Below are 12,641 nucleotides of genomic sequence, written 5' to 3'. Positions count from 1 at the left end.
GGTACCACCTATCTACAATACTACTTAATTATTATATTGTGACATACCTAGGTCCTTGCAAATTTAACCTCAAAAGGTCAACTGGCCTTAAACACCATCTAAACGTTTAAATCAAAGTAGCACAAAGGATGATGATGATCGTTAACATACTTGATAAATTAATATTTGCTTGTGCTTTTATTATTTCATTGCAACTACCGCAGTTGAGTGATCATTACCAACAACATTTAGCGGGCTTGTATCATGCGACAAAGTGGCAAGTTGATGGCTATGCAAACACAGCAAAGCAATATAAATTTTCTAGTACACAAGCAATGATAAACCGTCATTTAGCAAATACTGAACCGAGTGTTAGAGCAGATGCAGAACAAAAACAGCAAACCTTGATGCTATTTGCTGACTTAAATCAAGGTATGAAGCTATTCGAGCAAGGTAATTTAGTGCAAAAATTGCTGTATATATTCTCCCCTGAGCGTTTCGACAGATTACAAAATACACTTGATAACTTTAAGTTAGGTATTCCTTTAACCACCAGTGCGTTATTGTTTGCGCTAATATCAGCTATCATATTAAATCAGCTCGTAATGTTGCCGTATACTTTATATGTTGCCCACAAAAAACGAAACGCAGCGAGTGCTTAATGACGTAATTACTGTTGGTGCTTTTTAATCGGCTTTTTAACGATAAAGGCGCCACGAATGTCACCCAGTTTAAAATCAGTTGCCTGATCATTAGGGTATAAAGTCGCTATTTTTTTAGAAACTGCGGGGGCAATGTGACTGCCATGACATGCCAAACACGCTTTTTGAGTAGGGATCGCTTTTACAAAATACCAGCCATCCGGTCTTTGCTCTTGATATTCTATGCTTGCTATAGGCTCGCCATTGAGCTTACGTTGTTCAAAGTTTAATAAAACATTTTTGAGCCATGCATCGGGTTGATTATCTGAGTTACGAGTTTTTAACGCACTGCGGCTAACTTGCCACTTACTATTGCTGTGTTGTGAAGCAATAGCGGGTGCTGCTATATTGCATACACTTATTGCCGCTAGTGGGCCGCTTTGCTTCATAGTACTAACCAGTACCTGTTTTAAATCAGTTGAAAATGCCTTGATGGTTTGTCGTGCCTCGTCGGTATTGTTAGCAAAAGCAGCGGATGAAATAAATAAACTGGAAAAAAGTAAAATAATGCGCATAATACACCTCTATATATTAGTAATATCTAATATATAGATGAACTGGTGTTTTTCAACTAAATCGTACAGTGTTTCAGCACTTTTTTATTTTTTGATGTACCGCGCCTAAAATCGATAAACAGTCCCAAGTGAGGATAATATGCATACTAGACAAGATGATAATAAAGTAATAAATCAACAAAACACCTATGATGCTGGTGGGCTTAGTGCTGATGATCCCTTGGCGGCAATTAAGGCTATTCGACTTGAGCAGTTGGCACAATGTCGGCTAAAAACACAAAAAGAAGTGCAAGCTGATCTTAAAAAAATAAACCCTAAGCGATAATAATTTGCTAAATTAAATTTATGAATCTTAAACTTCGGATAGTGCAATCAATTCCTTATCTATAAAACACCCTCATCAGGTTATTTCCTTTATTGCTTGGTTATGCGCCTTAGTTGTGCTGTTGATAGGGCTAATATCACCTAACAATAAAGAAATTTTATTGCTATTAACAGTGAGCTCGCTGTGTTTGCTGATGTTTAATAGTGTGGCAATTACGAGCTGGGTATTTCACCAGTTTAAAGATAAGCAGTTACACTTTATAGCGCTTCTATGTAGCGTAGCTTTAATGCTGTGCATAGTAGGGGATGTAATTAACTTTAACTTATCCCAGCACTATCATCGCTATGCAACGTTAATAAAGCATGACTATTTAATTGATTCAATTTTATTGTTTGCACCTGGCTATAGCCTTTTATTTTTAGCCTGTATGTTGGCCTATAAAAGGCAGCAAGCTATATCGCGACTAAAAAGCACCTGTTTCATAGTTGCGGTACTGGTTGTAAGTGCTACGTCACTCGCCTCTATGTATCTTGATGGAGCTGGTATACCAATTTTAGCTATGACAGGTTTTTATAGTGTGGTGGTAACTGCCGTGGGGCTTATGGGTCTTGTGTTGGTTGTTACTTATGGTGGTTTTTATGCCCCTAAACCAATTATATGGGTGAGCTTAGGGCTTTTACTAGCTGCATTGGCTGATGCCATTATTGGTGCTTTTTGGATTTATGGTAACCAAGGACAAGGTTTTTATCCTCAGGTGCGCTATATAAATTGGTTTATCTATATTAGCTCCCAATGCTTAGTGATTCATTTAGCAAAAGTAGTCGCTTTAGCTAAATAACGTCAACAATAAAAAAGCCGCTAAATATTTGGCGGCTTTTTAAACAAGCACAGTGCTTACATTACTCGCATACCAGGTTCTGAACCATCGTCTGGGTTAAGAATGTATATTTCTTTACCGCCCGGGCCTGCAGCAAGTACCATACCTTCAGACATTCCAAAGCGCATTTTACGTGGTTTAAGGTTCGCAACCATCACAGTTAGCTTTCCTTCGATGTCTTCTGGTGCGTAAGCTGATTTAATGCCTGCAAATACTTGGCGCGTTTCGCCGCCTAAATCAAGAGTTAACTTAAGTAGTTTGTCTGCGCCTTCTACGTGCTCTGCTTTAGCAATTTTAGCAACGCGTAAATCTACTTTTGCAAAGTCATCAAATTCAATCTCAGCTGCGATAGGCTCTTTTGCCAGTGGGCTATTAGGATCGATTTTGTCTTTTTCAGCGATTAAGCTTTCTTTTGATTCTTCAACCATTTTATTCACTTTGTCCATTTCAACACGTTGCATTAACGGCTTAAATTTATTGATAGGGTGGCTTATTAGTGCAGTTTGCACACCTTGCCATGTAAGCTCATCATTTAAAAAGGCTTCAACATTTGTTGCCATACCAGGTAGTACAGGCTTCAAGTAAGTGATCAGCACGCGAAATAGGTTAAGTCCTAACGAACATACCTGATGCGCTTCTTCTTGCTTAGACTCGTCTTTAATAAGCACCCAAGGCGCAGCATTATCAATAAATTGATTTGCTTTATCAGCAAGCGCCATAATTTCACGGATTGCGCGGCTGTATTCACGATTTTCGTAATGTTCAGTAATAGTGGCTGAGGCATTTTGAAACTCAGCAAGCAGCTGTGGTTCCATAATTGTGTCGCTTAACTTACCGTCAAACTTTTTAGTAATAAAGCCAGCACAACGGCTCGCAATATTAACTACTTTACCCACTAAGTCTGAATTTACACGCTGTGCAAAATCTTCTAGGTTTAAGTCTAAATCGGTAATACCACTATTAAGTTTAGCTGCGTAGTAATAACGTAAAAATTCAGGATCTAGGTTATCTAAATAAGTACGCGCTTTAATAAACGTGCCTTTTGATTTAGACATTTTCGCGCCATTCACCGTAACAAATCCATGAGCAAATACGTTAGTAGGCTTTCTAAATTGAGCGCCCTCTAACATCGCAGGCCAAAACAGGCTGTGGAAATAGATAATGTCTTTACCAATAAAATGATAAAGCTCAGCGTCAGACCCTTCTTGCCAAAAAGCATCAAAGTCGATGCCTTGTTTGTCACATAAGTTCTTAAAGCTCGCCATATAACCAATAGGCGCATCTAGCCATACGTAAAAATATTTACCTGGTGCGTTTGGAATTTCAAAACCAAAATAAGGTGCATCACGGCTTATGTCCCACTGCTGCAAACCATCGGCAAACCACTCATCTAGCTTGTTCGCCATTTCTTGCTGGATTGTGCCTGAGTGTAGCCATTCTTTAAGCATGCCTTCAAAGGCTGGTAAGTCAAAAAAGTAATGCTCAGAATCTTTTAAAATAGGCTCAGCACCCGACATGACAGAGCGTGGGTTGATTAGCTCTGTTGGGCTATAAGTTGCGCCACAGGCATCACAGCTATCACCATTTTGATCTTCTGATTTACAGGTAGGGCAGGTGCCAGTAACAAAGCGGTCTGGCAGAAAAATACCTTTTTCTGGATCGAATAACTGAGAAATAGTGTGCTTTTTAATATGACCGGCATCGTTAAGGCGGTTATAAATAAGCTCACTAAATTCTTTATTTTCTTGGCTGTGAGTGCTGTGGTAATTATCAAATTTGATATTAAAATCAGCAAAATCGCGTTGGCGTTCTATGCTAACGTTTTTAACCATTTCCTCTGGCGTGATCCCTTGCTTTTGCGCATTAAGCATAATAGGTGTGCCATGAGCATCATCGGCGCACACATAGTATGCTTCGTGGCCTTGTAGTTTTTGAAAACGTGACCAAATATCAGTTTGAATATACTCTAATAAATGCCCTAAATGGGTAGGGCCATTGGCATAAGGTAATGCGCTAGTAATCAGGATCTTTCGCTGTGCCATAATCATTCCGAATTAAGCGTTCCTAGTCAGGAACAGATGAAAATTATTACATTATCGATAAGCGGGGTGCTAACAGAGTACACTGCTTATGGATATTTACTAATTGACTGGTGTTAATGCCCTGAATGTTACATAATTCCGTGGCACTTTTCATCAAAGAAACGCTATTTTATTGCTATGTTTGGACTGTCGAAACTATTCTCTGCTAAATCGGTGCAAAAACAACCGATTATTTCTGCTCTAGCGGCCTATCGCAGCGCCGCTTTTGCTGTGGGTATTGAGCAAGATTTTATTGCTGATATTACTCAAAACACCGATAAATCAATTACTGTTAAACTCATTCTTCCGTTTGCCGCGCAATCTGAAATGCCCTATGTCGCTAAATTTTTAGCTGAGCGACTTAAAACTGAAGTAAATGTAAGCGCGGTGGTTGCACTTAAAGAACCAGCAAAATTTAAAGCTATAAAACATATTATCTTAGTGGCCTCAGGTAAAGGCGGAGTGGGTAAGTCAACTACTGCTGTTAACATTGCTGGGTCGCTTAAAAATGAAGGCGCTAAAGTAGGTATTTTAGATGCTGACATTTACGGCCCGTCTATTCCTATGTTGTTCGGTTTGGTAGGCAGTGAGCCTGTTACTAAAGACAACAAACAATTACAACCATTTGATGCCAGCGGCATTAAAGCGCAATCTATCGGCTTTTTAGTGCCTAGCGACGATGCTACCGTATGGCGAGGCCCCATGGCCTCAGGTGCACTTAGTCAGCTATTAAATGAAACCGATTGGGGTGAGCTTGATTACTTAATCGTCGATATGCCCCCAGGCACTGGCGATATTCAATTAACCATGAGCCAAAAAGTTCCAGCCAGTGGCACTGTAATTGTTACTACGCCACAAGACTTGGCGTTGGCAGATGCGCAAAAAGGCATCGCTATGTTTAATAAAGTAAACGTGCCAGTGCTTGGTTTAATTGAAAATATGAGCCATTACATTTGCGGCCATTGCGGCGAGGCTAATCATGTATTCGGTAAAGATGGCGCACAAAAATTAGCCATGAAGCATGGTGTTCCTGTGCTTTCGCACATTCCGCTTGCGATTAATATCAGAGAATCCTCTGAACAAGGTAAATTGATTGCCAATGATGCAAGTGCCGCTATAAGTGAAACCTACAGTGCAGCCGCACGGCTCATTGCCAGCACGCTTTACTATCAACAACATCACAACGCGATTGAAGTTGTGATTACGGAAGATTAAAAATGAGACTTTCAGATACACATATAAAAGAATATTTAAACGATGGGCGGATTGTTATTGAGCCAGCGCCAACCAGTGAAATGATTTCAGGGGTGACTGCGGATCTTCGTTTGGGTAATAAGTTTAGAACTTTTCATGCCCATAATGCTGCTTACGTTGACTTAAGTGGACCAAAAGATCAGCTCAATAAAGCGTTAGAATCAATAATGAGCGACGAAATTGTATTAGATGAAGGTGAAGCATTCTTTTTACACCCTGGTGAGCTTGCATTAGCAATAACCTATGAAAAAGTAACGTTACCTGCTGATATTGTTGGCTGGTTAGATGGACGTTCGTCACTGGCACGTTTAGGTTTAATGGTGCATGTCACCGCACACAGAATCGACCCTGGTTGGAGTGGTAATATTGTCTTAGAGTTTTACAACTCGGGTAAACTGCCGCTTGCGCTCAGACCTATGATGAAGATTGGTGCAATGAGTTTTGAAACGCTCACCGGCCCATGTGAAAACCCGTATAACACCCGTGTTGATGCAAAATATAAAGATCAAAATAGCGCGGTGGCAAGTCGTATCAGTGATGATAAATAGTAATTCTGATTTTTAGAAACGATTACTATGTTTGTTGATGAAGCGCGTAACCTAATAATTGAAAATATTGGTTAAGTGCTTCATTGGCTTGTAGCGTTTGGCTAAGCTCAGGGTAAATTAAATTATTACTGCTTAATCCACTGACCAAAAAGCTATTTTTTATTGTTTGGTGCTGATTTATACAGGCTTCAAAACACCGAGCTGCAAGCTCCTCTGGCATACTCATGTATTGCTGCTTGTGTGCCTTATCAAACGCGATACAGCGTTGTACAAATTCATTCGCATCTTCCCCGTTTCGCGCTAAAAATACCTGCTTATAAAATTGATTAAGTGCATCATTAAGTGGATGGCTCAAATCAGGAGAGTTTGATAGCCATAACTTAGAGGCGAAACCAAAGCGGGTTTTTGATTTAAACAAATGCTCACTAATATGATGGTCGAATGCATGAAACCACTCATGGGCTAAAGCACCGCCGCCTGCGTTTTTTGCCAGTGCGAGAGTTTGGTCATAAGCATTATAGTGTGCTTGCACACCTTTTTGTCCGCCATGGCCAAAGGCAAAATTAAGTTTACCGCGAAGGCCAATTGCTGTTGGTGGTAAATGTAAAATTTGCGCTAAATCAGCCAGTGCATCATAAATTAAATTGGCACTAATAAAGCGCTCTTCTTTAGTCACCCACTTACCAACCACCATCGAACGAAAACCAAAAGTCGTTCTAATATCGCTAAAATCAACTTGGTCGTCAAAACGATAGTCAGGGCCTTGGCGTGAGAATCCGCGCTTTAATCGAGAAGGGGTATTACGCATTAGTTATTTCATTTTTAATTACAGGTAACGTGCTTTTACGTGAGCGGGCATATGTTGGGTTTGTTTGGTAATTAATTCATCTAATAAATCATACAACGGCGCCGGATTGAGTGCTTCAATAAGCGATAAACTATGCGCTACTGCCTCTAGCGTTGACAAGCTATCTGCTCTTGGGGCTTTACGAATAGCATAGCGGTTAGTAGGAATATGGCGAAAGCTTACTGTTTTAAACTGTTTTAATAGCGGAGTTAATTGCAAAATTTTAAAAGCTTTATTCCATGTTCCATCGATCACTATTAAATGCGTAATCGGTTGTACGTTTTCATTGTTATTGGCTAAATCTAACTCAATTGCGCCCTCGTTTGGGTAGAGTAACACCGTTGAGCTGAGCGGCAGCTTTTGCAAGCAAGCAAAGTCTTGATTATTTTCGCCTTTAATTATTTTGCATCGCGTTAAACTTAATGCCAATAACTGTGCCGTATTTTTACTAATTTTTGCTTCACTGGGGTGCTGTAACACAACAACCTGAGTTTGATTATCAACACAGGTGATTGCATTGCAAATACAGGTGCTTAGCGAAAAATTACAGCGTTCACAAAGTGCACGTGCCATAAGCTAACCATTCGATTAATACATTTAACCTAATTATACATTTTTGCATTAATAAAGTTGGTTTTTTTTGTGCTTAGATATAGAGTAAGAGATGAAAGAGAAATCGCAGGACCGCATTAAAGGGCATTAATATGACAGAGATCAGTATCGACGAATCCGCTTTAGAAAGTATGGAATCGCTATTAGGTGAACAATTTCCAGATACGTTGGAATTTTGTTGTGCGGAATTTGAGCGCTTAGGAAGCGAAACTATTGCAGCGCTTGGGCAAGATAAAGAGGCTGCTATTCGCCATTCTCATAGCCTTAAATCAAATGCAGCTCAGTTTGGAGCGGCAAGTTTAGCCGAAGTGGCACGTTTAATTGAATATAATTTAAATAATGATAACGAGGAACAGGCTGTTGATGCAGCAAATAATTTAATGGCGCAAGTTATTGGCTCACAAGCAAAATTAAATGAGTGGCAAGCTCAGCGGTAAGCTCGTTTAAAAAGAACAGAATAGAATGTTAACGTGAATTTTTTTCAGTTTTAAGCGCTTAATTTCCCTAGTAATTCACGGCTTTACTGAGTTAGTCTTAAGACTAACTTGCTCTTTAGAGGTAACAATGTCAGAAATAAAAAAGAGTCATAAATTAGACGGCGTCTGTTATGACATCCGTGGTCCCGTTTTAGTGCAAGCTAAAAAAATGGAAGACGAGGGCCAAAAAGTACTTAAGCTTAATATTGGTAACCCCGCGGCATTTGGTTTTGATATGCCAGAAGATATGCACCGTGACATTATCCGTAATTTATATTCTGCTCAAGGCTATTGTGATTCTAAAGGGCTTTACTCTGCGCGTGTTGCTATTTATCAGCATTACCAACAGCGAGGTTTACACAACTTAGACGTTGATAATATTTACATTGGCAACGGTGTGAGTGAACTTATTCAAATGGTTACCCAAGCGTTGTTAAATAATGACGATGAAGTATTAATTCCTGCACCCGATTATCCGCTTTGGACTGCATCGGTAAAGCTAGCAGGCGGTAACCCTGTTCACTATTTATGTGATGAAGAGCAAGATTGGTTTCCTGATATTGATGATATTAAAAGCAAAATCACCTCGAAAACTAAAGCATTGGTGTTAATAAACCCTAATAATCCAACAGGGGCAGTGTACAGTGATGCCTTGCTTGAAGAATTGATCAACATTGCCCGAGAGCACAAACTTTTACTATTAAGTGACGAAATATACGAGAAAATCCTATACGACGGAGTTACCCATACCTCTATTGGTGCATTGTGCGACGATATTCCCATTATTACGTTTAACGGTTTAGCTAAGACATATCGCGCCGCTGGTCTTAGAATGGGTTGGATGGTGCTAAGCGGGCGCACTGCCTTAATGACAGATTTAATTAAAGGCCTCGATATTCTTGCCTCAATGCGTTTATGCGCAAACGTCCCTGCTCAATATGCCATTCAGCAAGCATTGGGTGGGGTACAATCCATTGACAGTTTAATTGACCCCGGAGGTCGCTTATACGAGCAACGAGATATTGCTTGGCGTGGATTAAATGCAATTGAGGGGATAAGCTGTAAAAAGCCAAAAGGGGCGCTGTATGCATTTCCCAAAGTTGATACAAAATTGTTTAATATTAAAAATGATGAACAAATGATGTTTGACTTGTTAAAGGCAGAAAAAATATTATTAGTACATGGGCGCGCTTTTAACTGGCCAGATCCCGATCATTTTAGATTGGTGTTTTTACCTAATAAAGATGATCTAAGCAGTGCAATGATGAAAATGCAGCGGTTCTTCAAAGATTACCGACAAGAATAAAGTAAAAAACGAGCCAAATGGCTCGTTTTTTGGTTAATGCACTAAAGTAAATGGCCGTGTTTCAAAGCATGTAATAGGGCATTCCATTCGCTGTCTTGGAATGCCAGCTTCCATAAAAACGTGCCCTTGCACAGTAAAGCCGTTATTTTTGAATCGTTCTACTTCATTTAAAATACAGTTAATACTGACAGCCTCAATACCTTGCTCTTCGGCAAGCTTTACAATGAAATTAAGTAGAGATTTATAAACGTTGCGATTGCGGTGCTGGGGTAGTACGGCAATTCTACCTATTAAACCATCATTACATAATCGACCTGTGGCAACAGGTGAGTGCATATTATCGGTAACCAGAATATGTTGAGCGAACGCATCTAAGCTATCAAATTCAATATTCTTTGGAATATGTAATTCGTAAACAAAAACACGCTCTCTTATTTGTTGAAGTTGATCTTTTTCACTTTGCCAATCAACTTTGTCAACAGTATAAACCATAGCCTCCTCCTAGCTAAACCAAATCCCCTCATTTACCAGTGTAGTAAAGGTTTCGATAAAATCTAGGCTAGGTGTGGTTGAATTCAGCAAGCTGCTATCAAATTCAATAAAATCAGTTAGCTGTTTTACAGCCTCTAAATCAGATAGCGGTAAAGGGTAGTTTTCGCCATTAACACTTAAAAGCAGCTCATCACCTATGCATTGGTAAATTGCACGCGTGCCACCAACACGCTCAAATGTCACATCATTTTCAAGTTGTTGCATAATTTCAGCTGTACTAAACGGGTTTTCTTCAGGCGCTAAATCCATATCATGCTTAGGTTGACTTAATGTGTTTCCTAACCAGTTTTTAAATAAGTTGTCGTTTTCTATTAAAGCCTGCATTAACGTTTTTACTTTATCAACTTCGCTTTGCGTAAGCTCACCTTTTGAATCACGTAGCGCGAGGGTATGGTCCGTGTAACGCTTTTGGCCGCTTTCTGTGTCAATAATATGATCTGCAAAACTAGACAGTAAATCTTGTTGATTAGGCGCTCTAAATCCGACCGAGTAGTTTAAAGCATTTTCAATGGCATAGCCTTCATGCGGACAACCTGGTGGTATGTACAAAATGTCACCAGGCTCTAAAACACAATCAATTACTGCGGTGAAAGCTTCAACTTGTAGCAAGCTTTTATTTTGAGCAAATTGCTTTAATGAGGCGTCAGGTAAGCCTACACGCCAATGGCGTTTGCCTTCACCTTGTATAATAAATACATCATATTGATCTAAGTGTGGTCCAACACCACCGCCAGGGGTTGAGTAGCTGATCATTAAATCATCTATGCGCCAGTTAGGAATAAAACGAAATGGTTCAAGCAATTGTGCGGCTTCTGGGTGCCAATGATCGACTGCTTGTACTAATAAAGTAGCGTGCTCGTCGGTGAGTATTTCAAAATCTTCAAACGGCCCTTGATGGGACTGCCATTGCTGGTTATGGTTGGTTATAATACGCGACTCTATGCTGTCTTCCATAGCAAGGCCTGCCAGTTCATTGGCATCAAGAGGGTCTTTAAAGTCATTAAAACCTCTTTTGATTAACAGTGGCTTTTTTTGCCAATATTGATTTAAAAACGCTTGCTCAGATAATTCATTTATTTTTAATTGATACATAGAATGCCTATAACGTTAAGACCTAAATGAAAAAAGCGAAAGGCAGGTACCTTTCGCTTTTTATTAGTAGATTTGAGTAATTAAACTAAATCATCAATAAACTCAACAGCGCGACCAATGTAGTTGGCTGGGGTTAGCTTTTTCATTTCTGCTTTTGCAGCGTCTGGTAAATCTAAACCATCAATGAAGTCAGCCATAATTTCTTGATTTACACGTTTACCACGCGTTAAATCTTTTAGCTTTTCATATGGCTTTTCAATGCCGTATTTACGCATTACTGTTTGAATTGGCTCTGCTAATAGCTCCCAGTTTTGGTCAAGCTCATCGGCTAATCGCTGTTCGTTAACTTCTAGCTTGCTTACACCTTTAAGTGTTGATTGGTATGCAATAACAGCATAACCCATACCTACACCTAAATTACGTAATACGGTTGAGTCAGTTAAATCACGTTGCCAACGAGAAACAGGCAGCTTTTGCGCTAAGTGACCTAATATGGCATTAGCTAAACCTAAGTTACCTTCTGAGTTTTCAAAATCAATAGGGTTTACTTTATGTGGCATAGTTGATGAGCCAATTTCACCAGCAATGGTTTTTTGCTTGAAGTGATTAAGCGCAATGTATCCCCACATATCGCGGTCAAAATCGAGCAATATAGTATTAAAACGCGCAATAGCATCAAATAGTTCTGCAATGTAGTCATGCGGTTCAATTTGTGTGGTAAACGGGTTAAGTGTTAAACCTAGGCTAGCTACAAATTTATCTGCGTGAGTATGCCAGTCGTAATCAGGGTAAGCACTTAGGTGAGCATTGTAGTTACCTACAGCACCATTTACTTTGCCTAGCATTTCTACTTGGGCAATTTGATCACGTTGACGCTTTAAACGCATGTATACGTTTGCAAACTCTTTACCCATAGTTGATGGGGTTGCAGGTTGCCCATGCGTACGGGTCATCATTGGAATGGCTTTGTATTCAACAGCTTTTTCTTTAATTGCGCTTAATAGCTCATCGCAATAAGGTAAAATAACATTGTTACGTGCTTCACTTAACATTAAACCGTGAGATAGATTATTAATATCTTCAGATGTACATGCAAAGTGAATAAATTCATTAATGGCATGTAATTCAGCGTTATCAGCTACTTTTTCTTTTAGTAGGTACTCTACGGCTTTTACATCATGGTTAGTGGTGCGTTCAATGTCTTTAACACGCTGCGCATCGGCTTCACAGAAGTTATCGACGATAGCATTTAATAGTCCGTTTGCTTGCTCGCTTAAAGCTGGGACTTCTTTTATATCGCTTGCTGCAGCTAACGCTTGCAACCAACGCACTTCAACGGTTACGCGGTATTTGATTAATCCAAATTCGCTAAAAATACTGCGTAGTTCAGTGGTTTTGCTGCCGTAGCGACCATCAACCGGAGAGATAGCCGTTAACGCTGAAAGCTCCATAATAACTCCTAAATTTTAGTTTGAA

14 protein-coding genes are annotated in these 12,641 nt (G+C 39.6%); 7 read left to right on the top strand and 7 right to left on the bottom strand.

Annotation, left to right across the window (positions count from 1 at the left end; all coding sequences use genetic code 11):
* Window positions 1-134: 134 nt before the first annotated feature.
* Entirely contained in the window at window positions 135-641 is a 507-nt protein-coding gene (locus tag FLM47_RS08545; RefSeq protein ID WP_138606013.1) for a DUF2937 family protein, read from the top strand.
* Between the two features lie 8 nt (window positions 642-649).
* Here the strand turns inward: FLM47_RS08545 and FLM47_RS08540 are convergent, their stop codons facing one another.
* Window positions 650-1,195, bottom strand: coding sequence for a DUF3365 domain-containing protein (locus tag FLM47_RS08540; protein WP_138606015.1), 546 nt, complete (start codon window positions 1,193-1,195; stop codon window positions 650-652).
* Window positions 1,196-1,334: 139 nt separating this feature from the next.
* Between FLM47_RS08540 and FLM47_RS08535 the strand changes: the two genes are divergently transcribed.
* Both FLM47_RS08535 and FLM47_RS08530 read left to right on the top strand, forming a co-directional pair.
* A complete protein-coding gene (locus FLM47_RS08535) occupies window positions 1,335-1,520 on the top strand; it encodes a hypothetical protein (protein ID WP_178956151.1) in 186 nt (61 codons plus the stop codon).
* 205 nt (window positions 1,521-1,725) lie between these two features.
* The gene (locus FLM47_RS08530) at window positions 1,726-2,358 is read left to right on the top strand and encodes a hypothetical protein (protein WP_256872081.1); all 633 of its coding nucleotides are present in this window, start codon (window positions 1,726-1,728) and stop codon (window positions 2,356-2,358) included.
* A 56-nt stretch (window positions 2,359-2,414) separates the two neighbouring features.
* Here FLM47_RS08530 and metG read toward each other — a convergent pair whose 3' ends face one another.
* The gene (metG, locus tag FLM47_RS08525; protein WP_041708923.1) at window positions 2,415-4,439 is read right to left on the bottom strand and encodes a methionine--tRNA ligase; all 2,025 of its coding nucleotides are present in this window, start codon (window positions 4,437-4,439) and stop codon (window positions 2,415-2,417) included.
* A gap of 177 nt (window positions 4,440-4,616) precedes the next feature.
* Between metG and apbC the strand changes: the two genes are divergently transcribed.
* Window positions 4,617-5,693 carry an iron-sulfur cluster carrier protein ApbC gene (gene apbC, locus FLM47_RS08520; protein ID WP_138606020.1) on the top strand — a complete coding sequence of 359 codons (1,077 nt, stop codon included), beginning with the start codon at window positions 4,617-4,619 and terminating at the stop codon, window positions 5,691-5,693.
* A gap of 2 nt (window positions 5,694-5,695) precedes the next feature.
* Entirely contained in the window at window positions 5,696-6,280 is a 585-nt protein-coding gene (gene dcd / locus FLM47_RS08515; RefSeq protein ID WP_138606022.1) for a dCTP deaminase, read from the top strand.
* 25 nt (window positions 6,281-6,305) lie between these two features.
* Here dcd and FLM47_RS08510 read toward each other — a convergent pair whose 3' ends face one another.
* Window positions 6,306-7,088, bottom strand: coding sequence for a CLCA_X family protein (locus FLM47_RS08510; protein ID WP_138606024.1), 783 nt, complete (start codon window positions 7,086-7,088; stop codon window positions 6,306-6,308).
* An 18-nt stretch (window positions 7,089-7,106) separates the two neighbouring features.
* Window positions 7,107-7,700, bottom strand: coding sequence for a tRNA-uridine aminocarboxypropyltransferase (locus tag FLM47_RS08505; protein ID WP_178956150.1), 594 nt, complete (start codon window positions 7,698-7,700; stop codon window positions 7,107-7,109).
* Between the two features lie 131 nt (window positions 7,701-7,831).
* Between FLM47_RS08505 and FLM47_RS08500 the strand changes: the two genes are divergently transcribed.
* A complete protein-coding gene (locus FLM47_RS08500) occupies window positions 7,832-8,176 on the top strand; it encodes an Hpt domain-containing protein (RefSeq protein ID WP_138606028.1) in 345 nt (114 codons plus the stop codon).
* 127 nt (window positions 8,177-8,303) lie between these two features.
* Window positions 8,304-9,521 carry a pyridoxal phosphate-dependent aminotransferase gene (locus tag FLM47_RS08495; RefSeq protein WP_010390182.1) on the top strand — a complete coding sequence of 406 codons (1,218 nt, stop codon included), beginning with the start codon at window positions 8,304-8,306 and terminating at the stop codon, window positions 9,519-9,521.
* A gap of 33 nt (window positions 9,522-9,554) precedes the next feature.
* On the opposite strand, the gene FLM47_RS08490 is transcribed toward FLM47_RS08495, so the two are convergent.
* From FLM47_RS08490 to purB, 3 genes are all read right to left on the bottom strand, one after another.
* Window positions 9,555-10,013 carry a GNAT family N-acetyltransferase gene (locus FLM47_RS08490; RefSeq protein ID WP_138606032.1) on the bottom strand — a complete coding sequence of 153 codons (459 nt, stop codon included), beginning with the start codon at window positions 10,011-10,013 and terminating at the stop codon, window positions 9,555-9,557.
* 9 nt (window positions 10,014-10,022) lie between these two features.
* Window positions 10,023-11,165 (bottom strand): cupin domain-containing protein, encoded by a 1,143-nt coding sequence (locus FLM47_RS08485; RefSeq protein WP_178956149.1) that lies wholly within the window; start codon window positions 11,163-11,165, stop codon window positions 10,023-10,025.
* Window positions 11,166-11,245: 80 nt separating this feature from the next.
* On the bottom strand, window positions 11,246-12,616 hold the full coding sequence (gene purB, locus FLM47_RS08480) for an adenylosuccinate lyase (RefSeq protein ID WP_055012554.1): 1,371 nt from the start codon (window positions 12,614-12,616) through the stop codon (window positions 11,246-11,248).
* Window positions 12,617-12,641: the final 25 nt, after the last annotated feature.

Origin of the sequence: Pseudoalteromonas sp. Scap06 (assembly GCF_013394165.1) — a bacterium.
Taxonomy (GTDB): Bacteria; Pseudomonadota; Gammaproteobacteria; order Enterobacterales; family Alteromonadaceae; genus Pseudoalteromonas.
Note: the sequence above shows the minus strand (reverse complement) of the source record. Positions and strands in the feature narration are given on the sequence as shown.

Excerpts from the sequence above, each read along its gene's own strand:
- FLM47_RS08510 (WP_138606024.1), bottom strand. The coding sequence starts at position 7,088 with ATGCGTAATACCCCTTCTCGATTAAAGCGCGGATTCTCACGCCAAGGC.
- FLM47_RS08485 (WP_178956149.1), bottom strand. The coding sequence starts at position 11,165 with ATGTATCAATTAAAAATAAATGAATTATCTGAGCAAGCGTTTTTAAAT.
- purB (WP_055012554.1), bottom strand. The coding sequence starts at position 12,616 with ATGGAGCTTTCAGCGTTAACGGCTATCTCTCCGGTTGATGGTCGCTAC.
- apbC (WP_138606020.1), top strand. The coding sequence starts at position 4,617 with ATGTTTGGACTGTCGAAACTATTCTCTGCTAAATCGGTGCAAAAACAA.
- FLM47_RS08535 (WP_178956151.1), top strand. The coding sequence starts at position 1,335 with ATGCATACTAGACAAGATGATAATAAAGTAATAAATCAACAAAACACC.
- FLM47_RS08540 (WP_138606015.1), bottom strand. The coding sequence starts at position 1,195 with ATGCGCATTATTTTACTTTTTTCCAGTTTATTTATTTCATCCGCTGCT.
- FLM47_RS08490 (WP_138606032.1), bottom strand. The coding sequence starts at position 10,013 with ATGGTTTATACTGTTGACAAAGTTGATTGGCAAAGTGAAAAAGATCAA.
- metG (WP_041708923.1), bottom strand. The coding sequence starts at position 4,439 with ATGGCACAGCGAAAGATCCTGATTACTAGCGCATTACCTTATGCCAAT.
- FLM47_RS08545 (WP_138606013.1), top strand. The coding sequence starts at position 135 with ATGATCGTTAACATACTTGATAAATTAATATTTGCTTGTGCTTTTATT.
- FLM47_RS08505 (WP_178956150.1), bottom strand. The coding sequence starts at position 7,700 with ATGGCACGTGCACTTTGTGAACGCTGTAATTTTTCGCTAAGCACCTGT.
- FLM47_RS08500 (WP_138606028.1), top strand. The coding sequence starts at position 7,832 with ATGACAGAGATCAGTATCGACGAATCCGCTTTAGAAAGTATGGAATCG.
- dcd (WP_138606022.1), top strand. The coding sequence starts at position 5,696 with ATGAGACTTTCAGATACACATATAAAAGAATATTTAAACGATGGGCGG.
- FLM47_RS08495 (WP_010390182.1), top strand. The coding sequence starts at position 8,304 with ATGTCAGAAATAAAAAAGAGTCATAAATTAGACGGCGTCTGTTATGAC.